Genomic DNA, 24,145 nt, shown 5'->3' with positions numbered 1-24,145 from the left:
GGGGTTCTAGAATGGGGAAACCAACAGGATTTATGGAATATAAACGAACAAAAACGAAAGAGCAGCCTCCACTAGAGCGCATTTCGAATTGGAATGAATATGCTACTAGGCTGCCAGATGAAACCTTACAAGAGCAAGGTGCAAGATGTATGGATTGTGGCACACCGTTTTGTCATATGGGAGTTGAAATTCGAGGTGCTGCTGCAGGCTGTCCGATTCAGAATGTCATTCCAGAATGGAACGACTTAGTGTACAAAGGAAAGTGGAAGGAAGCATTAGATCGTCTACATATGACGAATAACTTCCCAGAATTCACAGGGCGTGTATGTCCAGCGCCTTGTGAAAGCTCTTGTACATTAGGAATTACAGATCCAGCAGTAGCCATCAAATCAATCGAACGTTCAATTATTGATAAAGGCTTTGAAAATAACTGGGTTCTTCCACGTATACCAAGAACGCGTACAGGTAAGAAAATTGCAGTGGTTGGTTCAGGTCCAGCAGGATTAGCTGCAGCAGACGACCTAAACCAGCTTGGGCATAGTGTAACTGTCTTTGAGCGTGCTGATCGTCCAGGTGGATTACTAATGTATGGTATTCCCAACATGAAGCTTGAAAAAGAAGTTATTGAACGCCGAGTGAACCTACTTCGCCAAGAAGGAATCGATTTTGTTTTAAGTACAGAAATCGGTAAGGATATTAATGCGGATGAATTAAGAGCACAGTATGATGCAGTAATTCTATGTATCGGTGCTCAAAAACAACGTGTCCTACATTTAGAAGGCAGTGATGCTAAAGGGGTACACTTAGCCATGGATTATTTAACAGGTGTAACTCAAAGCTTACTAGATTCTAATTTGAAAGACGGAAAAGCATTAAACGTTTCAGGTAAAGACGTCATCGTTATTGGTGGTGGTGATACTGGTGCTGACTGTGTAGCAACTGCTATTCGTCAAAAAGCACGCTCAGTACATCAATTTGGTAAGCATCCTGAGCTTCCAAAAACTCGTCAGGAGGACCGACCTTGGCCTCAAGATCCCAATGTATATAAACTTGATTATGCATATGAAGAAGTTGAGGCAGCAAAGGGACATGATCCCCGTGAGTATTGTATCCAAACAAAGAAAATTGTGAAGGACAAAATGGGTCGTGTAAAAGAACTTCATACGATTCAAATGGAGAAAATTTTAGGTGACGACGGCTTCTACTTCTTTAAAGAGATGCCAGGCACTGAAAAAGTATGGCCAGCACAAGCGGTATTCGTTGCAATTGGCTTTGAAGGAGTAGAAAAATCACTACCAGAGCAATTTGGGGTGACAATCTCGAACAATAAAATCCGTGCATCGATTAAAGATTTTGAAACAAATGTACCTGGCGTATTTACAGCAGGTGATGCAAGACGCGGTCAAAGCTTAGTGGTTTGGGCTATTAAAGAAGGGCGTTCTGTAGCAGCAAGTGTGGATGAATTTTTAGCTTTAGAAGTGAAGGCATAATTAAAGTGATTCCCGAGATTTTAGGAAAATCGGGAATCGCTTTTTATTTAGTAGAAAAGAATGTATAATACTTTCTTATTGTTTAAACTACCATAAAGCTAAGTGTTGAAAAATCGGGTAAATAGCGAAGTTTTAAATAGAAAATTTTTTTAATATAACTTCTTCTCACTATGTATAAGAAGTGAATACATATTGGCAAACTATTTGCGATACTTTTAACGTATTTGAAATTATATTGTCGAACATTATCGGTGAAATGAATTCTCAATTAGACTGTTTTTATTGAAAATGGATTATCCTACTTTTCCTCTAACTTACTTTTCTCCTAAACTATAAAAATGTGTAAAACATCAAGATCTTAATGGTTTTCGTTGAAATATAAGTTTTTCGAATAAATGTTTTGCATGGTTTCATGATTTCGGTTAAGATTAGAATGATAATAAATTAGAAATGGTTCTACCATTCAATGCACAACTACGGAGGTAATATAATGTCAACTTTAGTAATTAAAGATCTTCATGTATCAATCGAAGACAAGGAGATTTTAAAAGGTCTAAATCTTACAATTAATACAAACGAAATCCACGCTATCATGGGTCCAAACGGTACAGGTAAATCTACATTAGCTTCTGCTATTATGGGTCACCCTAAATACGAGGTTACTCAAGGTACAATTGAAATAGATGGTGAAAATGTGCTTGAAATGGAAGTTGATGAGCGTGCACAAGCTGGTCTTTTCTTAGCTATGCAATATCCATCAGAAATTTCAGGTGTAACAAATGCTGACTTCATTCGTTCTGCTATCAACGCACGTCGCGAAGAAGGCGATGAAATTTCATTAATGAAATTCATCCGTGAATTAGACAAATCTATGGATTTCCTAGAAATGGACCAAGAAATGGCTCAACGTTACTTAAACGAAGGTTTCTCTGGTGGGGAAAAGAAACGTAACGAAATCCTACAATTAATGATGATCAAGCCTAAGTTTGCAATCTTAGATGAAATCGATTCTGGTTTAGATATCGATGCATTAAAAGTAGTGGCAAAAGGTATTAACGAAATGCGCGGTGAAGGATTTGGCTGTATCGCAATCACTCACTACCAACGTTTACTAAACTACATCACTCCTGATCATGTACATGTTATGATGCAAGGTCGCGTTGTAAAATCTGGTGGTCCAGAATTAGCACAACGTTTAGAAGCAGAAGGTTATGACTGGATTAAACAAGAATTAGGAATCGAAGATACAGACGCGGTAACAGAAGAAGCATAAAGAGAGGACGAATAACATGACAGTTGAAACTAAATTGGCGTTATCAGCTACAGAAGTACGCTCGTTCTCACAAAACAACAATGAACCAGCTTGGTTTGGTTCTTTGCGTGCAGAAGCAATTGAAAAAGCTACTGAGCTTCCAATGCCAACACCAGACAAAACAAATATTACAAAGTGGAACTTCACAGAGTTCCCTCAACATACAGTAGAAAGTGCTACATTTAGCTCTCTAGATGAGCTTTCTGCAGAAGTTAAAGAAATTATCGATATTGAAGGCCAAGAAAACCTTTATATCCAACGTAACAACACAGCTGCATTCCTTAAAATCTCTGATGAGCTAAAAGCACAAGGTGTTATTTTCACAGATATTTTAACTGCAGTACGTGAACATAGTGACTTAGTTCAAAAATACTACATGACAGATGCTGTTAAAGTTGATGAGCATAAGTTAACTGCTTACCACGCAGCATTAGTAAACGGTGGGGTATTCTTATACGTGCCGAAAAATGTTGTTGTAGAAAAACCATTACAAGTGGTATTCCTACACGACAACGCTGATGCTTCATTATTCAACCACGTTTTAGTTGTTGCTGATTCTAATTCAGCTGTTACATATGTACAAACTTATGTATCAACTGTTGAACAATCAAATGGACAAGCAAATTTAATCGAAGAAGTAATCGCATTAGACAATGCACAGGTTACTTTTGGTTCAGTAGATGTTCTTGCAAAAGGCTTTACTACTTATGTAAACCGCCGTGGTCATGTTAAACGCGATGCTAAGGTTGACTGGGCATTAGGTTTAATGAATGATTCAGATACAATTTCCGAAAGCATTACTCATTTAGTTGGTGATGGTTCGCTTGCAAATACGAAAATTGTAGTAGTAGGACGCGGAGAACAAAAGCAAAACTTCACTACCGAAATTCGCCATTGGGGTAAAAATTCAGAAGGCTTTATCTTAAAGCATGGTGTTATGAAAGATTCTGCTCAAACTATTTTCAATGGTATCGGTAAAATCGAGCATGGTGCTAGTAAGTCAAATGCAGTGCAAGAATCACGTGTATTAATGCTTTCTGAAGGTGCTCGTGGAGATGCAAACCCGATTCTATTAATCGATGAAGACGATGTAATGGCAGGACATGCAGCATCAGTTGGTCGTGTTGACCCATTACAACTTTTCTACTTAATGAGTCGTGGTCTTTCAAAAGCAGAAGCAGAACGTTTAGTAATTCACGGTTTCTTAGCTCCTGTAGTAACAAATCTTCCTATCGAAAGCGTTAAAAATCAATTAACGAAGGTTATTGAAGGGAAAGTTCGCTAATGAATGAAATTCGCAAACAATTTCCTGTACTAAATCAAGAAGTAAACGGGCATCCGCTCGTTTACCTTGATAGTGCTGCTACATCCCAAAAGCCAGTGCAAGTATTAGAAGCTGTAAGAAATTATTACGAGTTAGACAATTCTAACGTACATCGTGGTGTACATACACTTGGAAATCGTGCGACAGATTCATATGAAGGAGCTCGCGAAAAAATCCGCAAGTTCATCAATGCGAAATCTACAAAAGAAATTATCTACACTCGTGGTACAACAACTTCTATAAATACTGTTGCTGGTGCTTATGGACGCATGAATGTAAATGAAGGCGACGAAATTGTTATTTCACATATGGAGCATCACTCGAACTTGATTCCATGGCAACAGCTTGCAAAAGAAAAAGGTGCTGTATTAAAGTACTTTGAACTTGAGCAAGATGGTACAATTACACTTGAAACTGTACGCAATACGATTACAGATAAAACAAAAATCGTTGCTATTACAATGGCTTCAAACGTGCTAGGAACGATTAATCCAATCAAAGAAATTACGAAAATTGCCCATGAAGCAGGGGCTGTCATTGTCGTAGATGCTGCTCAAGCTGCACCACATATGCCAATTGATGTACAAGATTTAGATTGTGATTTCTTAGCTTTTTCTGGTCATAAAATGTGTGGTCCAACGGGTACAGGTGTACTATATGGGAAACAAGCCCATCTAGAAAGCATGGAGCCAATAGAATTTGGTGGCGAAATGATTGATTTTGTAGATCTACATGATTCTACTTGGAAGGAGCTGCCTTGGAAATTTGAAGGCGGTACACCTAACATTGCTGGGGCTATCGGCTTAGGAGCTGCCATTGATTTCCTAACTGAAATTGGTTTAGAAAAAATTGCAGAGCACGAGCATAACCTAGTAGAATATGCACTGAATGAAATGGACAAAATTGAAGGTGTATCTATTTATGGACCTCGTGACCCACAAAAACGTTGCGGTTTAATCACTTTCAACATTGACGGTGTACATCCTCATGATTTAGCAACTGTTTTAGATATGAATGGTATTGCTGTCCGTGCTGGTCATCACTGTGCACAGCCATTAATGAAATGGCTACAATGTACAGCTACAGCTCGTGCAAGCTTCTATATCTATAATACAAAAGAAGATGTTGATCGACTTGTTGAAGGATTGCGCATAGCGAAGGAGTATTTTAACGATGTCTTTTAATAATAATTTAGATCAGCTCTACCGCTCAGTTATTATGGATCATTATAAAAAACCACGCAACAAGGGTTCTCTTGATGGTGACAGTGTTACAATCGATATGAATAACCCTACATGTGGTGACCGTATTCATTTAACATTAAAGATTAACGATGGTTTAGTCGAAGATGCTAAATTTGATGGCGAAGGCTGTTCCATTTCAATGTCTTCTGCATCTATGATGACAGAGGTTATTAAAGGGAAGAAATTAGACGAAGCTCTTGAACTAGCTGAAATTTTCTCGAATATGATGCTAGGTGAAGACTATACAGATAAATACGATCTTGGTGATGTTGAAGCGCTGCAAGGTGTTTCAAAATTCCCAGCACGAATTAAGTGTGCAACATTGGCTTGGAAAGCAATGGAAAAGGGTGTAAACGAACAAAGATAAGTAGTTTGAACGGAGGAGAATAAAATGGCAAAAAAAATGCCTGATATCGGCGATTACAAATACGGCTTCCATGATAAAGACGTATCAGTTTTCCGTTCAAAACGTGGATTAACTGAAGAAATCGTACGTGAAATTTCAAAAATGAAAAACGAACCAGAGTGGATGTTAAACTATCGCTTAAAAGCTTTAGAAATCTTCTACTCAAAACCAATGCCACAATGGGGTGGCGACCTTGGATCTTTAAACTTCGATGAAATTACTTACTATGTAAAGCCATCTGAAGCAACTCAAAAATCTTGGGATGAAGTACCTGAAGAAATCAAAGCTACTTTTGACAAATTAGGTATTCCTGAAGCTGAACAAAAATATTTAGCTGGTGTATCTGCTCAGTATGAATCTGAAGTAGTTTACCACAACATGAAAAAAGACCTTGAAGATCTAGGTATCGTTTTCAAAGATACAGACTCTGCATTACGCGAAAACGAAGATATCTTCAAAAAATATTGGGGTACTGTAATTCCATCTTCAGACAACAAATTTGCTGCACTTAACTCAGCTGTTTGGTCTGGTGGATCTTTCATCTACGTACCACCTGGTATTAAATTAGACACACCATTACAAGCGTACTTCCGTATTAACTCTGAAAACATGGGTCAATTCGAGCGTACATTAATCATTGTTGACGAAGGTTCAAGTGTACACTATGTAGAAGGCTGTACAGCTCCTGTATACACAACAAACTCACTTCACTCAGCAGTAGTTGAAATCATTGTTAAGAAGGATGCATACTGCCGTTATACAACAATCCAAAACTGGGCGAACAACGTGTATAACCTAGTTACAAAACGTACTGTTGTTGAAGAAAACGGTACAATGGAATGGATTGATGGTAACATCGGTTCTAAATTAACAATGAAATACCCTGCATGTATCTTAAAAGGTGAAGGTGCACGTGGTATGACACTTTCTATCGCAATCGCTGGTAAAGGTCAACACCAAGATGCTGGTGCGAAAATGATTCACTTAGCACCAAACACATCTTCAACAATCGTATCGAAATCGATCTCTAAACAAGGCGGTAAAGTAACTTACCGTGGTATCGTTCGCTTTGGTAAAAAAGCAACTGGTGCTCGTTCAAACATCGAATGTGATACATTAATCTTAGATAACGAATCAACATCAGATACAATTCCTTACAACGAAATCTTAAATGATAACGTATCTTTAGAGCACGAAGCAAAAGTATCTAAAGTATCTGAAGAGCAATTATTCTACCTAATGAGCCGTGGTATCTCTGAAGGTGAAGCAACAGAAATGATCGTAATGGGCTTCATCGAACCATTCACAAAAGAATTACCAATGGAATACGCAGTAGAAATGAACCGCCTAATCAAGTTCGAGATGGAAGGTTCTATCGGTTAATAGCTTATAAACTGTTAATATAAAAGGGTTTTCGAGTCATTGTAAAATGCTCGAAAACCCTTTTTGCTTACTAAGATTATATTTAAAGGCTGAGTGTATTTTGCTCGGTTTTTTTTTGCACCAGCTTATTTAAGACAAAGTGAGGCGAGGAGCAACTAAAATTAGTTGGTAAATAAAACAAATCTGCCTCTAATATTTATCGGTCATTCAACCCTTTCCCCTCAAATATCTTTGGTATACACTTTTCAATCCTTGACTCTCGAGTTTTAGATTGTTTAGGTGTCGAGAAATGAAGAAGGTATGCTCTTTGGCGACCAGGTGTTAATGCTTCAAATGCTGTTTTTAAATCAGGGTTTTCATCTAGCTTTGTTTGAAACTCCTCAGCCATTGTGAATTCTGTCGTTTGCTTGAATACAATTTCCGCACCGGATTTTTCAATCTCAATCGCCTGGAGTACATATTCTTCCAACGCTTCTTCTAAATCATTAATTTGCTGTAGGCTAGTAAATCGAATCTGACGAGCAGCTTGTACATTCTCTGATTGCTGGATGAGTATCCCATGTGGATCCTTTAACAAAGCCCCTTTGTGAAAAAGTAGTGCACAATATTCTTTAAATCCGTGTATTAACACGACGTTCTTGTTTTCATAAGTATAACAAGGATGCATCCACTTAAATTCTTCGGCAAGCTCTTCAACATTGTGGATAATTTCTCGTAACTTCTCAAATTCCGCTTTCCATTTTGTTTCTTTACTTAAAAACTCCTCAACCTTAGGATTACTTTTTGTCACTCAGAAACACCTCACGTAATAGCATCTTTTATAATTTGAACTTTTACTTAAATATACATTAAACCTTGAATTCATTCTACTTTTCAAATGATTGAAGCACTTCTTTGCGAATTTTTTTGTTTTGAAAAGTGCATCTTGAGTGAAGTGTTTCCTGGCAATAGATTTCGTTCAAAAAGTCCCTCATCCTCTTTAAGAAAGACATTTTGTGAATTTATTTCTTTGAATGAACGCCACTATGGATGGGAGAATCTGAAAAAGTGGCAAACATACAACGTGTGAACGCCACTATAGATGGGGCAATCCGAAATAATGGCATTCATTCCAATTCGGTATATGAAAGCTTTTCGAAATAGCTACCAGTTATTTTGTCATTCACCCTTCTTACGAAAGTCATTCCTGTCTATTTTTCCTGAAACAACTTCATCCAAAGAAGTATGAACTATTTCTTTCGGAAAAGTTCACCATAAGCTTACAACAATCCAAAGCCCCCACAAATAGAACTCCAACCATTACTTATGGTATATTGTATAAAAATGGAATAGTTGAAGGTAGGTGTAATAAACGATGCAGTTAACAATACGAGGGACGGGGCAGGATATACAGGTCATTTCATATTTGTTGGCGAAAAATCCTAATAACCTTTATGAGAGAAGGGTAAGTGGCCATTTAGTACGTATGTTTTTTAGTCAATTCTCTGAGGAAGAAGTGGAAGTTACTTTTTTTGTAACGCCCGATCCGATTGAGCTTTCGAGGAATAATTCGAAGGTGTACGATATTACTTCTTATATTAATGACCGTGAATTTGTGGTGAGCAGTATCTTTTGTACTTTTTTAAGAACAGCTCTTGGCACGGCACTAAACGGAAAGCCAGTTGAGGAATATGAGCCTTGGGTGAATCATCCGTTCCCATTGGAATTTTCCTTTGGACCAGTTGCTTCACAGCTAACTGATCAAGATATCCAGAGCTTATTTCAGCCCTTAGGTTATGCGGTTGAAATTACTTATGGAGAGGCTGATTATAATATGGATTTTAAATCAAAAAGTTCGGCTAGATTCATCACCTTGAAAGGCTCGACTACTCTTCAGATGGGACTTAGACAGCTGTTTGTTTTGATTCCGGTTTTGGACAATTATAAGCATTATTATATTGATGAGCAGGAAGTCGAGAAAATTGTACGTTACGGTGAGGGGTGGTTGGACAAGCATCCTAAAAGAGAGTTCATATTGCGCCAAGCCCTACGATTTAAGGAAGTCTACGGCCAATTCGAAAATCAACATACCAAGAAAGAAAACGAATCATCACCGAAACTAAGATTAAACGACCTGCGTTACGATAAAATAGTCGGAAAAGTAAATCAATTAAAGCGTAAAGAGACCGTAGTAGACCTTGGTTCAGGAGAAGGGAAGCTATCGGAAAAATTAGGCTTTATCGATGGAGTTAAAGAAATATTAGCGGTCGAGCCATCCGAATCGGCAACGCTTAAAGCACTTAAACGCTTTGAAAAGGCAGCCCAGGATAAGAATTTTGTGAAACCAAGGCAAATTTTCGGCTCGCTCTTTTACTATGATGAGCGTTTGAAAGGTAAGGATGTACTTATTCTTTGTGAAGTAATTGAGCATATAGATGAATACCGTTTACCTAAAATCATACAGACTATTTTGCAGGATTATCGACCGAGAACGCTGATAATTACTACGCCTAACCAAGAGTATAACGAGGTATATGGAATGGGTGGGGATTACCGACATCCTGACCACCGTTTTGAGTGGACTAGAGAAGAATTTCAAACTTGGTGCAAAACCCAAAATGAGAATCATGAATATAACATCGCGTTTGATGGAATCGGTGAAGAACACGAGCTTCACGGTTATCCGACTCAGATGTGTTTGTTTACGAGAAAGGAGCTTTAAACCATGGAGATTACGCTACCCTATGCAGGTATTGTGTTACTAGTTGGTCCTTCCAATAGTGGAAAGTCCTCCTTTCTCAAGCAACAAATTGAAAAGGGGAAAATCCTTCCGTCAGAGGTAATTAGCTCAGATGATTATCGAATACGTGTTGGCGATGTGGAATTTATAGATTGGAGTCATCGGTGGAAGGATGTATCGGAAAGCTTGTTTGATGAATATCAAAGAATTTCTCAAGAAGCCTTCTCCCTGATGGAAGCAACAATCGAGGCGAGATGCCGGTTAAATAAGATGACGATTGTGGATGCTACTCATTTATATGCTGATGATCGAAAAAGATATATAGAGCTTGGGAAAAAGCATCATGTTCCGGTTATGACTCTTGTATTGGATGTAGAGCAAGAAGAGCTGCTTGAACGTGATAAACTACGAAAAAATCCGCGTGGTAGTAAACGAATTAAACAACAGTATCAGGTATTTAAAAGAGAAAAACGTTTTATAAAAAAAGAAGGCTATTTAGCGAGTTATTTCATTTCAGATGTAAGTGAAGTGGAGGTTATTAGAAAAACGCAAAATCCACTTCATCTTGAGGTAGGTAATGGCATCGATATTATTGGCGATATTCATGGCTGCTATGATGAAATGATTGAACTACTTGAAAGGCTAGGTTATGAAAAGGATCATCAAAATCTTTATATTCATCCAGAGGGACGAAGATTTTTATCTCTTGGCGATATTATGAGCCGTGGACCCGAGTCTCTAAAAACGATGGAATTTTTCATGCGTCATGTGAATGAAAATCTAGCCTATATGATTGATAGTAATCATGGCTGGAAAATTGCTCGGTGGTTAGAGGGAAAAAATGTTACCTTAAATCACGGGGATGAGCTGGTGGAAGAAGAGCTAGCTAGGTATGGAGAAACTGGCGACATCACTCAACTCAAACAAGAACTAAAGCCATTTCTCCTTAGAGCACCCTCGCATTATATTTTAACGAAAAATAACGTTCCAACATTGGTCTGCACACATGCAGGGATAAAAGATGATTTCATCGGGAAGCAATCCTATGACATTAGTGATTTTTGTCGTTACGGCGATAATGAAGGGCTTGATGAGACAGGTAAACCGATTCGGAAGGATTGGACTATCCATCATAAAACAAGTACTTTAATTGTCTGGGGGCATGACCCTAAGCCAAAGCCGCTGGTCGTGAATAATACCATTAATATTGACCAGGGAGTTGTGTTTGGTGGGGAGCTTACTGCATTCCGCTATCCAGAGCAGGAATTTGTGGCGGTTCAAGCTAAACAGGATTACTCGGGAGGTCACAATAACCCGCTAATCGAGTTGAAAAAGAAAAGGTTAAATCCGCCGAACATTGCCAAATTTATTGATGGCTTTTCCGTTTTAACAGAGCACATAGGAAGCATTAAAATACCAAAAGAATATGCGCTAGCCTCAGTCGATACTTTGTCACATTTTACTGTACCGATTGAAGAGCTGGTTTATATCCCACCTACAATGAGTCCTACGCCGAAGCCTTCTTCCATAGAAGGGTATCTGGAACACCCTCGAGAAGCGATTGAATACTACCGAAGTCTAGGCATTAACCGGATGGTTGCAGAGAAGAAGCATATGGGAAGTAGGGGAATCCTCTATTTATTTAAAGATAAAGAGGCGGGACGAAAATTTGTAGGGCGAGAAACGCTTGGAGTCATCTATACTCGAACAGGTAGAAGATTTTTTGATATTGAAATAGAAGGTGAAATTCTTTCTAGAATCAATCAAAGCCTAACAGCTAATGATTATTTTAATAAGTATGAGACAGAATTCCTTCTTGTTGATGCGGAGATTATGCCCTGGAATTTGAAGGCAAAGGAGCTTATTAGCAGTCAATATGCACATGTGGCCGAAAATGCATTTTTAGATCGCAGTCTGTTAAAAAATAAGCTCGAAGGTGCGGCTTACAATAACGAAAATCTGAATGCTTGGCTAAAGGAATACGATGAAATGCTTGTGAATTCTCAAGTTTTCAAGGATGTGTTCCAAAAATACTGCTGGGAAATTAATGATCTAGATCAAATCCAAATTGCTCCTTTCCATATTCTAGCCCATAGTAATGAAACCTTTTTTGATAAGCCACACACTTGGCATATGGAGTTGAACAAGGAATTTGCTGAAATGGACAAGCTCTTTGTTGAAACAGAATATATGGTCATTGATGATCCAGCTAGTGAGGAAGAGGTCATCAGATGGTGGGATGAGATTACAAGTGATGGGCATGAGGGAATTGTCATTAAGCCAGAGACATTTATCGCGAAGTCAAAGGGAAGGCTGATTCAACCAGCTATTAAGGTTAGAGGTAGAAAATATCTTAATATCATCTATGGCATGGATTACTTACAGCCAGGAAATCTTACTAGATTAAAGCAGCGGAATGTGGGGAAAAAGCAAAAGCTTGCATTAAAAGAATTCTCACTAGGAGTAGAGGGAATACAAAGGCTAGTAAATGGTGAATCCACTGAAAGGGTTCATGAATGTGTACTTGGAACTTTGGCAATGGAGTCAGATCCAGTAGATCCGAGATTATAAATAAAACGGTAATGATACAAGAGTCAGTTAATAACAAAGTTAAAATAGACCAGGATACACGGACCCTGGTCTATTTATATAGACATAATCATTCAACTACCTAATGTTTGAAAAGAAGGGAAGGATTATCAGGCAAATTGCTAATATGAAGGTGGCTATTGAGCCGAGTTTACTTTTATCCTTCCACAGCATTATGGAATAGCCAATTGTGTAAATAAAAATAGGTACGATTATAAACCAAATGATGATTTCCACATTAATCCCTCATTTCTTCGAGCTCAGGCACTTTGCTTTGGTTTCCAAAGTTACCAATATTAACTTTAACTGTCAGATTTACATCTATTTCTGGATAGGTTTCCATCCAGTCGAAATCTTCAAATTCTTTTATTGTTAAGAATTCCTTTCTTGCAATTAACGACCAGCCGAATGGTTCACCCTTAAACTCTTCCTGTGTTTTTTTGATTAGCTTATTATAGGTATTCGTAACTTCTTCTTCAATACTTTGTTTTAAGCGTTCTCTTTTTTCTGAATCATTTACATAGTCAACCATACTGTGCTGGCTTAATATATCGATATAAAGTGGGATTGATACATCAATAGTAGGCAGAGGACTTTTTAAATCCATTTTAATTTTTATATCTTCTTTTTGAAGTATTCTAGTTGTAACCCTATACCTATCATCAAAAGGATCCTTATAGGTTGCTATAATGGAGCCCATATTTAAACCTTCATTTATAAGAACTGCTGCTCGAGTTTCTTCTCCTGTAAGTGTTCCAATCATTTGCCCTTCTTTGAAAACCGCTGAACCCATGAATTGAACTTTATTTGATTCGCCTCCGATTTCAATTTGCCCTGCCATAAAATTATCCTCTTCTTCACTTCTTTTATATTCCGATTTTTCACTCGTACCATATATCCCTAAAAAGAGGCTAGCATCTGCTTGCGTGATCCTATAATATCTACCCAGATTTGAATGAGAATTGGGTATCATTCCTGCCTTACTAGCGTATTTTAAAATCAAATCATAGTATTTATGGATCCTCGATTCTAATTTAGGTTGATTTTGTTTGAAGAATTTCGTACTTTCTTCTTTCACTACAATAAGAGGTGTATCACGTTTAATCTCTCTTTCTTTAGTAGCATCGTACATCCATCTTATAAAATTTTTATCTTTTGCTAGTTCTTCAGAAACAATAATAACGCTTAATAAGTTAAAAGAAATCTCTTTTGCCACAACAGTATTAGCTTTATTTCTTGCAACATTTATATCGTTCGCATCAAAAGTGATTGTTTCCATAGGAGGCTCGGTAGTCATTGCTTCTTTTTTTGAAAACTCAGGATTTGCGATAATATAGGAAATTTGGATTTGATTTTCATTGTCACTTTTACTTTTATCTAATCCTATAGCGACGACATAAGCTCTTTCTTCGATAGAGGTTTGATCCCAGCATCCGCTAAGTAGAGGAATGAGGAAAATAAAGAAGAGCATTAGACTACCACGCTTAATATTATTCATTTTTAAAATCCCCCTTTAATTTAGCTGTTATCCATAAAAGACAGGGAAACAGTAAAAAAATTGGAGTAATTAAATTCAAAAAGATAACTCTGAAATCATTCATAGAGAAAACAGATGACTCGGGTATTAACCCTGCTAAAATTGTAAAGACAGCCAAAGCTGGTACAACATATTCAAACTGTTTAATTTTGAATACAGCACCGAACAGAAGAGCGCCTAAATACAAATAGAAAGCAAATCTGATAAATGAAGAAATTAACCAAAAAGGGAAAAATAGTAGCTCTACATTATTTAGAAATCCAATCTCAATATAACGAATTGTTTCGTGATAAGGGTAATCAAACATTCGTACTCCATAATAGTCAAATAACATGACATAACCAATTAAAGAAAGCACAAACGCTAGTAAGATGATAACAAAACCAATCCATATCCCTTTTTTATAAATAGTAGCGCTTTTTACATTCGATGCTATAAGAGCTAAATATAAAAAATCCATTAGAATAGATGAATTTTGATAGCTGCCTTTCACCAATTCCAAACCACCTGTACCAAGTATTGGGAATATTTGATTGAATTCTCCTTGAACAAACACAACACTTAATATAACAAGCAATGAGAGACAAATCCAAAACAGCATAACCCAAGCACTCGAACCGATATACTCTATCCCTTTCTTAGCTCCATAGGCTGCTACCCCTAACAGTAAGAGATAAATAACAACTGTAGGTGTCTTGCTAAAGTACATTGTTCCAATTATGTCAGTATATATGGATGTATTGTTGATATTTGTAAATATTTGCAAAATGCATAAAGTAAAGAGAAGAACAAAACCGATGTGTTTTCCAAATAAATGTAAGATAATATCTATTAAATTTTTATCTTGATATAGTGTAATAAGCTTAGTTATAAGTAAAATAGGTATCAATGATATGAGGCCAATAATAAGAATGCCGATCCAAGCAGCTGTTCCAAAAGCCTCATAAAAAATAGTGGGTGTATTGTCGGCAACCTTTGTTCCTACATTTAGTATAATTATAGCTACAAGTTCTTTTAGCCCGATTTTTCCCTTTGTACTATCCATACTATTCATCTATTGACTTTCCTTCTTTTTCACAATATCTTTTGGTTTTAAGTAACCAGGTCTATATTGTTCTGTTTTTAAGATTTTTCTAAAAAAAGTATCCTTTGACGAGATATATTTTGGCGTCATAGGGGCTAAATAGGGTACACCGAAAGAATAGAACGAAACTAAATAGAATATCCCAATTGTTAACACGGCAGTCATTCCATAAAACCCAAAAATAGCTGCAGAAGCAATAAAGAGAAATCTTGATAATCGAACAGAAAAATTCAATTTCATGTCACCTATTGCAAACGAACACAACCCACTAAGGGCAACGATAATAACTACTAGAGGACTGACAATATTAGCTTCGACCGCAGCTTGTCCTAGTATTAGAGCACCTACAATCCCTATAGTTGGCCCAATTGGATTAGGGACACGTAGACCACCCTCTCTAATTAGCTCAAAGGCTATTTCCATCATGAGTATCTCGATAATTGTCGGGAAAGGTACTACTTCACGAGTTGCCGAAATAGCGAGAAGTAAATCGGTGGGTACCATTTCCACATGATAATTCGTTATCGCGATATACAGTGCAGAGATAAATAAGGTGATAAGTAGAGCTAAAAGTCGTAATAAACGAATAAAATTCCCGAATATAAAGCGTAAATAATGGTCCTCAGAATTATGGAAAAATGACCAAAAAGTAGCTGGTAATACTAAAGAATCTGGGGAATTATCCATTAATAAAACAATATATCCATCCTCTAAAAAGGAAGTTGCACGGTCTGGTCGTTCTGTACTTAATATAGTCGGAAAAATAGATTTCACTTTATCTTCAATGTACTGCTCAAGTAACGAAAGGTTTTGTATAGAATTAATGTCCAGGGAGTTAATTCTATCTTTAATATTTTGGAGCAATTTTTCGTCTGCTAAATCTTTCATATATACAATATATAAAACGTTGTTTGAGTTTTTGGAGATAGTGATGGATTCAAAAATAAGATTCTCATTTCTTATTTTTTTTCTTAATAATGAAATATTGTCAATCACATTCTCATTAAAGGCTTCTTTAGGTCCATTTACGACAACTTCATTTAAAGGTTTTTCAACACTTCTTCCTTGAAATTTACTGCTACTAAAAATGTAGGCTTTAGGTTCACCGTCGATAAGAAGTGCTGTATTTCCGTTATTTATGTCTTGTAATATATTTGAGAAATTTTCATGTGTGTTTAATAATTGTGCAGGGCTTATGTTTTCAAGCTTTTTTTCAGTGCTATTATTTGTTAGCAACGGTCTAATGATATGTTCTTCTATCTTCTCGCTATCAGTAATACTGTTGATATAGATGACTGTAGCTTTTTTATCTAATCCACTAATCGAAAAATTTCGGATGACTATATCCTGATTTAATGGTACTGAATAGAATTTTTTTAAAATCTCAATTGTATCTTCTAAATTGGAGTCAATCGCTTTATTCTTTAAAGTTGTAAGATCTTCCATATTCCTCTCAACTCCACTTTTTAGCTTAGAATTTCACTGGAATGAGGAATTTATACGTAAATTACAAAAATGGCTAAAGAGTTTAGTTTTTTGTTTTATTGGATATTAAAGGTCAAAAAAAGCTGTTCAATTTGTCTAATTTCTAGACAGCTGAACAGCTTATTTTTTAATCGATATATTGTTTTTCTACTAAAATTTCGATCAATTGTTGTGCACATTCCTCAATAGAGAAGTTCTCACTATCGACAATGATTTCAGGATTTACTGGTGCTTCATAAGGTGCACTAATTCCAGTAAAGTTTTTGATTTCTTCATTGCGTGCTTTTTTATAAAGCCCCTTTGGATCACGTCGTTCGCATTCCTCAACAGAGCATTTTACGAAGACCTCTATAAACTCTCCCTCTTCAACTAAAGCACGAACCACATCACGATCCTCTTGGTAAGGTGAGATGAAGGCAGTAAGGACAATTTGACCGCTCTCAACGAAAAGCTTGGAAACCTCACCGATTCGACGGATGTTTTCCTTACGTGATTCTTCATCAAATCCTAAGTCTTTGTTTAAGCCATGACGAATATTATCGCCATCAAGCACAAAGGTTTGGTTGCCTCTTTCAAATAATTCTCTTGCTAATGCATTTGCAATTGAGGATTTTCCTGAAGCGGAAAGTCCAGTGAACCATAGGATAAAGCTTTGATGTTTGTTTTTTTCTCTTCTTTCAGTTTTGCCGATGGAGGCATCATGCCATACAATGTTTGAGCTCATACTTTACACCTCTTTTGTTTATGAATGTACTTCTTTACGAAGACCGTTAATTAAAACTTCGATAACTTCTTTTCTACTGAATGTGCTTGGAGGAATTTCACCATTTCTAAGCATTTCACGAACCTTTGTACCCGATAAAATGATGCGAGCAGAGGCATCATGAGGGCATGTTTTTGTTGTTGCCATACCTTCGCAAGCAGTGCAATAGAAGCTATGCTCGAATTTCAAAGGTGTAATGCCAATCTCTTCAGGTGTGAAGTTTTCGAAGATGATCTGTGCATCATATGTGCCATAGTAATCGCCAACTCCTGCATGGTCACGCCCAACGATAAAGTGTGTGCACCCATAATTTTTACGAACGAGCGCATGGAAAATCGCTTCTCTTGGACCTGCATAGCGCATCGCAGCAAGGAATACACCCAATTGAACACGTTCCCTTGGATAGTATTGGTCTAGTAATACCTCATAGCTTTCCATACGGATTTCAGCTGAAATATCATCAGACTTAGTTTCGCCAACTAATGGATTCAGGAAAAGACCGTCCACTGTTTCTAGTGCAACCTTTTGGATATACTCATGAGCACGGTGGACAGGATTTCTTGTTTGGAAGCCAACGATTGTTTCCCAGCCTTTTTTAGCAAAGATTGCTCTCGTTTCACTTGGTTCAAAGCTATAAGCAGGGAATTGCTTCTCTGATTTTTTGATTAAAGTAGTTTTCCCGCCTACATAAACGGCTGGGCGATCAAATAGCTTTTTAACGCCAGGATGATTTAAATCATCTGTACCATAAACTAAGCGAGCTTCAACCTGTTTGTCAGGTGTGTAAATTTCACTAACCTCGATTAGACCATATACTTCACCATTGAAAGTTAGCTTTACTTTTTCGCCAATTTCTAAAGTAGCTGCAATCACTTCTGATACTGGTAAAGCAATTGGAATACTCCAAACTGTTCCAGAAGCAAGACGCATATTATGAACAACATTCTCATAATCAGCCTTTGTTAAGAAACCTTCAATCGGGCTATATGCTCCAATGCCGATTAACTCAAGATCACTTAATGCGATAGCATCAAGTTGAATTTCTTTTGTTAGATTTTCAATTGATTCGTTTGGATTGAAATTTTGTACTAACTTTCCTCCGTGTGGTTGTAAGCTCATTAGTTATTCCTCCTAAATCTAGTTTTTGAAAATTATAATAAAGATGAAATGAGATTAACTTTTTTAATGTTAAGTCTATGTCTAGCTGCAGGTGCTAGCTCCTCGACAACTTCGAAATCGCCTGCAAGGACAAAAAGCGTCCTTTTGTCGATTCCTCCAGTTGTTGTCGGAGCTGAACGAGCACCTTCCGCTTTTCTTTTATTCATGTAAACCACATTCTGTTTTATTTGAACCAGACCATCTACCTGAACGTAAATCGTCCATAGTGAAGGCAGGTTTTGTACAGTGAGAGCAGCCGATACTTGGGTAGCCTTGGTCATGTAGTGGGTTATAAGTTAAATTGTGTTTACTTACATAACGCCAGACATCCTTCCATGTCCAGTGGATTAAAGGACAGATCTTGACTGATTCAAATTTATTATCTTTATTGATAAACTCGGTATTTTTTCGAGTATCAGATTGTTCACGACGCAAGCCAGAAATCCATGCCTTAGAACCACTTAAAGTTTCTTTTAGTGGTGTAAGCTTTCGAATCTCACAGCATTTGTTCGGATTTGTTTTCCAAAGCTCCTCGCCAAATTGCTGTGCTTGCTCTTCTAAAGTAATAGCAGGCTTTTTCAGTTCAATTTGCAGAAGAGGATATTTTTCTTTTACTTTTTCGATTGTTTCGTAGGTTTCTTTAAAATGTACGTCTGTATCTAAAAAGATAATTTTTGCATCAGGCTTCACCTTGGCGATTAAATCGATAAGTACAATTCCTTCAATACCAAAGCTACATGCATACACAACTTCATCGCCATAGTGAGAGTAAGCCCATTCTAAAACGTTTAATGCACCCTTATAGACTTCATCTACTTCAAATTGAAACGTAGAAACGTCCCAACTAGTGTAAGTTAGCATAAAGTACCTCCTTAAAAATAAAAATAAGGCGTTTTAATACAACCCAAAAGAAAAGCTGGGGTGATATTAAAACGCCTCTAGTGTGTCTAGTCAGCATTATTATTCATATTGTATGCCAAAAAATTTCCAAAGACTGTGTATCTTTGTTTAAAGTATACTATTTTTATAGAAATAGTCAAATTAAATTTTCAAATATTAAAATTTTGAAAAAACTTCTAATTCCTTGTTGACTTATCGGATAAATTGGATTATTGTAAATTTCAAATACAACAGCAGTTTTTAAAGGGCACACAAAAAAATAAGTACCGATCAGACACACTGAAGGTTGCACCGTTTCCTATTTTTTAATAGGGGATGTATGCAGCCTTTTTACTATTTAAAGGGGGAAAGAGAACATGAGAAAAAAGAAGAAATCTGTTTTACTAGCAGGAGTTATTTCAAGTGCATTGTTTTTAGCAGCTTGTGGTGGTGACAAACAGGTAAGTAGTGATGGAAAATTTGAAATTTTAAATGTCTCATATGATCCAACGCGTGAGCTATATGTTGAGTTTAACCAAGCTTTTGCAGAGTCTTGGAAGGAACAGACAGGGCAGGATGTAACATTCCAGCAATCCCATGGAGGCTCAGGTAAGCAAGGTCGTGCTGTGATTGATGGACTTGAAGCTGATGTTGTGACTCTAGCGCTAGCCTACGATATTGATGAGATTGCTCAATCACGCCAATTATTAAATGAGGACTGGCAAACAGAGTTTGAACACAATTCGTCTCCATACACTTCGACAATGGTCTTTCTAGTTCGTAAAGGAAATCCGAAGGGCATTAAAGACTGGGACGATTTAGTACGAGATGATGTATCAGTTATTACACCAAACCCAAAAACAAGTGGTGGGGCTCGCTGGAATTACCTTGCAGCTTGGGGCTATGCAGAGAAAAAGTTTAATGGTGATGAAAAGCAAACACAGGAGTTTATGAAGCAACTATTTGGAAATGTAGAGGTTCTAGATTCAGGTGCCCGTGGCTCAACTACAACATTTGTTGAACGAGAGATTGGGGATGTCTTAATCGCATGGGAAAATGAAGCTTATTTATCTATTAATGAGTTAGGTGTAGATGAGTTTGAAATTATTACACCTTCTTTAAGTATATTAGCTGAACCACCTGTAGCGATTGTTGACAAAGTTGTAGATAAAAAAGGTACTCGTGAGGTAGCACAAGCTTATTTAGAATACTTGTATTCTGAGGAAGGTCAGGAAATTGCAGCTAAAAATTACTACCGTCCACGAAATGAAGAAGTACTTGAAAAGTATAAAGATCAATTCCAATCATTAGAATTAATCACAATTGAGGATTTTGGAGGCTGGCAAGAAGCTCAAAAAACACATTTTGCTGATGGCGGTACCTTTGACGAAATCTATCAATAACTAAGTAGAATATTGGTGTAGAAGGAGGCTGCTAAATTGGAAGCTTCCTTACACTCTTTTTAACTAGCATTAAACTAATAAGGGCTAGAGGAGGTACATATGGAGTTAACATTAAAAAAACGTAAAAGGAACACAATCATACCAGGCTTCAGCTTAACTCTTGGATATACAATGCTGTATTTAAGTGTTATTGTGCTGCTTCCATTATCAATGGTTTTCTTTAATACATTATCCTTGAGCTGGAGTGAATTGTGGGAAACGATAGCACATCCTCGAGCAGTTGCTTCCTATAAGTTAAGCTTTGGCACAGCATTAGCGGCAGGATTAATAAATGTGGTGTTTGGAACGATTATTGCATGGGTGTTGGTTCGTTATCAGTTTCCTGGAAAGAGAATCGTTGATGGATTAGTAGATTTACCATTTGCTTTACCAACAGCAGTTGCTGGTATTGCGCTTGCAACCTTATATTCACCAAATGGTTGGATTGGTCAGTTCTTTGATTTTAAGATTGCCTTTACACCCATTGGAATCGTTATTGCACTTATTTTTATAGGCTTACCTTTTGTCGTGCGAACTGTACAGCCGGTGCTGCAAAACCTTAGTAGAGAAATTGAGGAAGCTTCAGCGAGTCTAGGTGCCACTCGGCTTCAAACCTTTACAAAAGTAATTTTTCCGGAGCTACTTCCTGCGATTATAACTGGATTTTCATTAGCCTTTGCACGTTCTTTAGGAGAGTATGGTTCTGTCGTATTCATAGCTGGCAATATGCCGATGAAAACTGAAATTACACCACTTATCATTATGACGAAGCTGGAGCAGTACGATTATGTTGGAGCAACAGCCATTGCAACAGTGATGCTTGTTACCTCGTTTGCTCTACTATTGCTTATCAATATAATCCAATGGTATACAAACCGTAAATTTAATGTGCAGTAAGGGGGGATAGGAATGACAAAACCTTTAGAAGTGAAGCAGGAATCTTCTATATCAATACGCTCTGGAGCTACGAAGTCTTATGCTCTACAGGAGTCAGCATTTGTTAAATGGTCGTTAATTACGATTTCACTAGTTTTTCTATCATTATTTTTAATCTTGCCATTGGTTTCAATCTTTGTTACAGCCTTAGAGAAGGGATGGGCAACCTATGTAGCCTCCATTACAAATCCTGATGCTCTTGCAGCTATTAAACTTACATTGACAGTAGTTTTAATTGTTGTGCCTCTAAATGCAATTTTTGGAATCGTAGCAGCATGGGCAATAACGAAATTCTCCTTCAAGGGAAAGAACGTATTAATTACATTAATCGATTTACCCTTTGCTGTATCTCCGGTTATTGCCGGGTTAGTCTTTATCTTATTATTTGGTGCTCAAGGCGTATTTGGTGATTGGCTATTTCAAAATGATATAAAAATAGTTTTTGCATTGCCAGGTATTGTCATAGCAACGATGTTTGTCACATTCCCATTTGTAGCAAGAGAGCTTATTCCTTTAATGCAAATGCAGGGGATTACCGAGGAGGAAGCATCCATTTCCCTAGGTGCAAGTGGGTGGAAGACGTTCTTCTTAGTGACGCTGCCAAATATTAAATGGGGATTATTATATGGATTGATATTATGTAACGCGCGGACAATTGGAGAATTTGGAGCGGTGTCTGTTGTATCTGGCCATATTCGAGGGATGACAAATACGATGCCACTGCATATTGAGATTTTGTATAACGAATATCAATTTACATCAGCATTTGCAGTTGCTTCACTCATGTCGATTCTAGCAATTATTACGATTATTATAAAAAATATTATTGAGTGGAAAGTAAAAGACGTATAGGGAGGTTAAAAAATGAGTATTCATATTCAAAATGTTTCAAAGGCATTCGGTTCATTTCAAGCGTTAGAGGATATTTCAATTGATATCGAATCGGGGGAGCTGATTGCACTTTTAGGGCCATCAGGTTCAGGAAAAACAACCCTATTACGAATCTTAGCTGGCTTGGAAGGATTGGATGAAGGGGCGATATTGTTCGATGGACAAAATATTACAAATGTAAGCCCAAAGGAAAGAGAAGTTGGATTTGTTTTCCAGCATTATGCCCTATTCCGACATATGACTGTATTTGATAATGTCGCATATGGTTTAAAGGTACGTCCACGTAAAACGCGCCCTTCAAAGGAAGAAATCAAAAAGAAGGTGACAGAGCTTTTGGCACTTGTGAAGCTGGATAATTTCGCAGATCGCTATCCTTCGCAGCTTTCTGGTGGTCAGCGTCAACGCGTTGCATTAGCTCGAGCACTAGCAGTAGAACCAAAGGTATTGTTATTAGATGAACCGTTTGGCGCCTTAGATGCAAAGGTACGAAAAGAGCTTCGTCGCTGGCTACGTAAACTTCACAATGAATTCCATGTAACAAGTATTTTTGTAACACACGATCAAGAGGAAGCACTTGATGTTGCTAATCGAATCATTGTGATGAATAACGGAAAAATTGAACAGGTTGGTACACCGGAAGAAGTGTATGAGCATCCCAATAGTCCCTTTGTTTATGATTTCTTAGGGAACGTAAATCTATTTAGAGGTCGATTGCATAAAGGAAAGCTAACTCAAGGGGAATTTGAAATAGATGTACCAACTTACTTAGATTCTCATGACGATGCTGTAGGCTATGTTCGACCACATGATATTCAAATTGAAAAAGAGCAGCTTAATAATGAATCAGTGGCTGCTAAAATTGTGCATATCCATATGGTAGGCCCAATTGTACAAATCGAACTAAAGCGTGAGGATGTCGATGAATATCTAGAAGCTGAAATACCAAAGGAACACTATAAACAATTACACATAAAAAATGGAGACACTGTCTATATCAGACCAAAACAGCTGAGAGTGTTTATTCCTGAGGATTATTCAATCTAAGCTGTATTAAACAGTTCGATTTACGCCATAAGCGTAATCGAGCTTTTTTTATCTTTAGAAGTAAAAATCCCATCCTTAATCTCTAGATGTAGAGCTGTGATTTTCTAAGTTAAATCGTTTATAATTTTACTTAGAGAATTTATGGGGAATACATAAAGAAAATGAAAATAAGGTAAAATAGAGGAATAAAATATGATAAAAATTGGATTAACTGGATGGGGGGATCATCCCTCGATATATAGTACAACTTCAACTCGAAGAGATAAGCTTTTTGACTATAGTGGCCATTTTCCGATAGTGGAATTAGATACATCGTTTTACGCTTTATAGGTATTGAAATGGGCAATATGTTATCTTTAATTCGATTTATACTCAACCCCTTGAAAACAAGGGGTTTTTTAATTGCCCAATTAGAAGAAATGTGGGTAAAATGGTATTGTTCGGAATATTCTTTTAAAT

General features: G+C 37.1%; 20 protein-coding genes and 1 pseudogene. 13 read left to right on the top strand and 8 right to left on the bottom strand.

Annotated elements, in window-relative coordinates:
• Window positions 1-11: 11 nt before the first annotated feature.
• From BJ095_RS09800 to sufB, 6 genes are all read left to right on the top strand, one after another.
• Window positions 12-1,490, top strand: a complete 1,479-nt coding sequence (locus tag BJ095_RS09800) for a glutamate synthase subunit beta (RefSeq protein WP_107935066.1) — start codon at window positions 12-14, stop codon at window positions 1,488-1,490.
• A gap of 490 nt (window positions 1,491-1,980) precedes the next feature.
• Window positions 1,981-2,763: a Fe-S cluster assembly ATPase SufC gene (gene sufC, locus BJ095_RS09795; protein ID WP_107935065.1), complete on the top strand. Its 783-nt coding sequence runs from the start codon at window positions 1,981-1,983 to the stop codon at window positions 2,761-2,763.
• Between the two features lie 16 nt (window positions 2,764-2,779).
• A complete protein-coding gene (sufD, locus tag BJ095_RS09790) occupies window positions 2,780-4,087 on the top strand; it encodes a Fe-S cluster assembly protein SufD (protein ID WP_107935064.1) in 1,308 nt (435 codons plus the stop codon).
• On the top strand, window positions 4,087-5,310 hold the full coding sequence (locus BJ095_RS09785; protein ID WP_107935063.1) for a cysteine desulfurase: 1,224 nt from the start codon (window positions 4,087-4,089) through the stop codon (window positions 5,308-5,310). Before sufD ends, BJ095_RS09785 begins: the two co-directional genes overlap by 1 nt.
• Window positions 5,300-5,737, top strand: a complete 438-nt coding sequence (gene sufU, locus BJ095_RS09780) for a Fe-S cluster assembly sulfur transfer protein SufU (RefSeq protein ID WP_107935062.1) — start codon at window positions 5,300-5,302, stop codon at window positions 5,735-5,737. Before BJ095_RS09785 ends, sufU begins: the two co-directional genes overlap by 11 nt.
• Window positions 5,738-5,761: 24 nt before the next feature.
• Window positions 5,762-7,159, top strand: a complete 1,398-nt coding sequence (gene sufB / locus BJ095_RS09775; protein ID WP_107935061.1) for a Fe-S cluster assembly protein SufB — start codon at window positions 5,762-5,764, stop codon at window positions 7,157-7,159.
• A gap of 196 nt (window positions 7,160-7,355) precedes the next feature.
• Here the strand turns inward: sufB and BJ095_RS09770 are convergent, their stop codons facing one another.
• The gene (locus tag BJ095_RS09770; RefSeq protein ID WP_107935060.1) at window positions 7,356-7,949 is read right to left on the bottom strand and encodes a YdeI/OmpD-associated family protein; all 594 of its coding nucleotides are present in this window, start codon (window positions 7,947-7,949) and stop codon (window positions 7,356-7,358) included.
• 564 nt (window positions 7,950-8,513) lie between these two features.
• Here BJ095_RS09770 and BJ095_RS09765 point away from each other — a divergent pair.
• Both BJ095_RS09765 and BJ095_RS09760 read left to right on the top strand, forming a co-directional pair.
• Window positions 8,514-9,860: a 3' terminal RNA ribose 2'-O-methyltransferase Hen1 gene (locus tag BJ095_RS09765; RefSeq protein ID WP_107935059.1), complete on the top strand. Its 1,347-nt coding sequence runs from the start codon at window positions 8,514-8,516 to the stop codon at window positions 9,858-9,860.
• 3 nt (window positions 9,861-9,863) lie between these two features.
• Complete coding sequence (locus tag BJ095_RS09760; RefSeq protein WP_107935058.1) at window positions 9,864-12,449, top strand: polynucleotide kinase-phosphatase; 2,586 nt, start codon at window positions 9,864-9,866, stop codon at window positions 12,447-12,449.
• Window positions 12,450-12,705: 256 nt separating this feature from the next.
• Here the strand turns inward: BJ095_RS09760 and BJ095_RS09755 are convergent, their stop codons facing one another.
• The 7 genes from BJ095_RS09755 to BJ095_RS09730 all read right to left on the bottom strand — a co-directional run bounded on the left by BJ095_RS09755 (window position 12,706) and on the right by BJ095_RS09730 (window position 19,355).
• Window positions 12,706-13,965 carry a Ger(x)C family spore germination protein gene (locus BJ095_RS09755; RefSeq protein WP_107935057.1) on the bottom strand — a complete coding sequence of 420 codons (1,260 nt, stop codon included), beginning with the start codon at window positions 13,963-13,965 and terminating at the stop codon, window positions 12,706-12,708.
• Window positions 13,958-15,049, bottom strand: a complete 1,092-nt coding sequence (locus BJ095_RS09750) for a GerAB/ArcD/ProY family transporter (RefSeq protein WP_181418023.1) — start codon at window positions 15,047-15,049, stop codon at window positions 13,958-13,960. Before BJ095_RS09750 ends, BJ095_RS09755 begins: the two co-directional genes overlap by 8 nt.
• A gap of 9 nt (window positions 15,050-15,058) precedes the next feature.
• The gene (locus tag BJ095_RS09745) at window positions 15,059-16,534 is read right to left on the bottom strand and encodes a spore germination protein (protein WP_107935055.1); all 1,476 of its coding nucleotides are present in this window, start codon (window positions 16,532-16,534) and stop codon (window positions 15,059-15,061) included.
• A gap of 166 nt (window positions 16,535-16,700) precedes the next feature.
• Window positions 16,701-17,297, bottom strand: a complete 597-nt coding sequence (gene cysC, locus BJ095_RS09740; RefSeq protein ID WP_107935054.1) for an adenylyl-sulfate kinase — start codon at window positions 17,295-17,297, stop codon at window positions 16,701-16,703.
• A gap of 18 nt (window positions 17,298-17,315) precedes the next feature.
• Window positions 17,316-18,455 (bottom strand): sulfate adenylyltransferase, encoded by a 1,140-nt coding sequence (gene sat / locus BJ095_RS09735; protein ID WP_107935053.1) that lies wholly within the window; start codon window positions 18,453-18,455, stop codon window positions 17,316-17,318.
• A 32-nt stretch (window positions 18,456-18,487) separates the two neighbouring features.
• Entirely contained in the window at window positions 18,488-18,661 is a 174-nt protein-coding gene (locus BJ095_RS19030; RefSeq protein ID WP_181418022.1) for a hypothetical protein, read from the bottom strand.
• A complete protein-coding gene (locus BJ095_RS09730; protein WP_107935052.1) occupies window positions 18,654-19,355 on the bottom strand; it encodes a phosphoadenylyl-sulfate reductase in 702 nt (233 codons plus the stop codon). Before BJ095_RS09730 ends, BJ095_RS19030 begins: the two co-directional genes overlap by 8 nt.
• Window positions 19,356-19,750: 395 nt before the next feature.
• On the opposite strand from BJ095_RS09730, the gene BJ095_RS09725 reads away from it, so the two are divergent.
• The 5 genes and pseudogenes from BJ095_RS09725 to BJ095_RS09705 all read left to right on the top strand — a co-directional run.
• The gene (locus BJ095_RS09725) at window positions 19,751-20,776 is read left to right on the top strand and encodes a sulfate ABC transporter substrate-binding protein (protein WP_107935051.1); all 1,026 of its coding nucleotides are present in this window, start codon (window positions 19,751-19,753) and stop codon (window positions 20,774-20,776) included.
• Between the two features lie 99 nt (window positions 20,777-20,875).
• Entirely contained in the window at window positions 20,876-21,712 is an 837-nt protein-coding gene (cysT, locus tag BJ095_RS09720) for a sulfate ABC transporter permease subunit CysT (protein ID WP_107935050.1), read from the top strand.
• Between the two features lie 12 nt (window positions 21,713-21,724).
• Entirely contained in the window at window positions 21,725-22,603 is an 879-nt protein-coding gene (gene cysW, locus BJ095_RS09715) for a sulfate ABC transporter permease subunit CysW (RefSeq protein WP_107935049.1), read from the top strand.
• A gap of 12 nt (window positions 22,604-22,615) precedes the next feature.
• The gene (locus tag BJ095_RS09710) at window positions 22,616-23,686 is read left to right on the top strand and encodes a sulfate/molybdate ABC transporter ATP-binding protein (RefSeq protein WP_107935048.1); all 1,071 of its coding nucleotides are present in this window, start codon (window positions 22,616-22,618) and stop codon (window positions 23,684-23,686) included.
• Between the two features lie 192 nt (window positions 23,687-23,878).
• Window positions 23,879-24,013: pseudogene (locus BJ095_RS09705) on the top strand (DUF72 domain-containing protein); the annotation flags it as partial.
• Window positions 24,014-24,145 lie beyond the last annotated feature (132 nt).

Origin of the sequence: Ureibacillus chungkukjangi, assembly GCF_003217295.1 — a bacterium.
In the GTDB taxonomy this organism is placed as follows: domain Bacteria; phylum Bacillota; class Bacilli; order Bacillales_A; family Planococcaceae; genus Ureibacillus; species Ureibacillus chungkukjangi.
This window is presented reverse-complemented; position numbering and strand designations above follow the sequence as displayed.

Coding starts and splice junctions, on each gene's coding strand:
- BJ095_RS09800 (WP_107935066.1), top strand. CDS start 12: ATGGGGAAACCAACAGGATTTATGGAATATAAACGAACAAAAACGAAA.
- sufC (WP_107935065.1), top strand. CDS start 1,981: ATGTCAACTTTAGTAATTAAAGATCTTCATGTATCAATCGAAGACAAG.
- sufD (WP_107935064.1), top strand. CDS start 2,780: ATGACAGTTGAAACTAAATTGGCGTTATCAGCTACAGAAGTACGCTCG.
- BJ095_RS09785 (WP_107935063.1), top strand. CDS start 4,087: ATGAATGAAATTCGCAAACAATTTCCTGTACTAAATCAAGAAGTAAAC.
- sufU (WP_107935062.1), top strand. CDS start 5,300: ATGTCTTTTAATAATAATTTAGATCAGCTCTACCGCTCAGTTATTATG.
- sufB (WP_107935061.1), top strand. CDS start 5,762: ATGGCAAAAAAAATGCCTGATATCGGCGATTACAAATACGGCTTCCAT.
- BJ095_RS09765 (WP_107935059.1), top strand. CDS start 8,514: ATGCAGTTAACAATACGAGGGACGGGGCAGGATATACAGGTCATTTCA.
- BJ095_RS09760 (WP_107935058.1), top strand. CDS start 9,864: ATGGAGATTACGCTACCCTATGCAGGTATTGTGTTACTAGTTGGTCCT.
- BJ095_RS09755 (WP_107935057.1), bottom strand. CDS start 13,965: ATGAATAATATTAAGCGTGGTAGTCTAATGCTCTTCTTTATTTTCCTC.
- BJ095_RS09750 (WP_181418023.1), bottom strand. CDS start 15,049: ATGGATAGTACAAAGGGAAAAATCGGGCTAAAAGAACTTGTAGCTATA.
- BJ095_RS09745 (WP_107935055.1), bottom strand. CDS start 16,534: ATGGAAGATCTTACAACTTTAAAGAATAAAGCGATTGACTCCAATTTA.
- cysC (WP_107935054.1), bottom strand. CDS start 17,297: ATGAGCTCAAACATTGTATGGCATGATGCCTCCATCGGCAAAACTGAA.
- sat (WP_107935053.1), bottom strand. CDS start 18,455: ATGAGCTTACAACCACACGGAGGAAAGTTAGTACAAAATTTCAATCCA.
- BJ095_RS19030 (WP_181418022.1), bottom strand. CDS start 18,661: ATGAATAAAAGAAAAGCGGAAGGTGCTCGTTCAGCTCCGACAACAACT.
- BJ095_RS09730 (WP_107935052.1), bottom strand. CDS start 19,355: ATGCTAACTTACACTAGTTGGGACGTTTCTACGTTTCAATTTGAAGTA.
- BJ095_RS09725 (WP_107935051.1), top strand. CDS start 19,751: ATGAGAAAAAAGAAGAAATCTGTTTTACTAGCAGGAGTTATTTCAAGT.
- cysT (WP_107935050.1), top strand. CDS start 20,876: ATGGAGTTAACATTAAAAAAACGTAAAAGGAACACAATCATACCAGGC.
- cysW (WP_107935049.1), top strand. CDS start 21,725: ATGACAAAACCTTTAGAAGTGAAGCAGGAATCTTCTATATCAATACGC.
- BJ095_RS09710 (WP_107935048.1), top strand. CDS start 22,616: ATGAGTATTCATATTCAAAATGTTTCAAAGGCATTCGGTTCATTTCAA.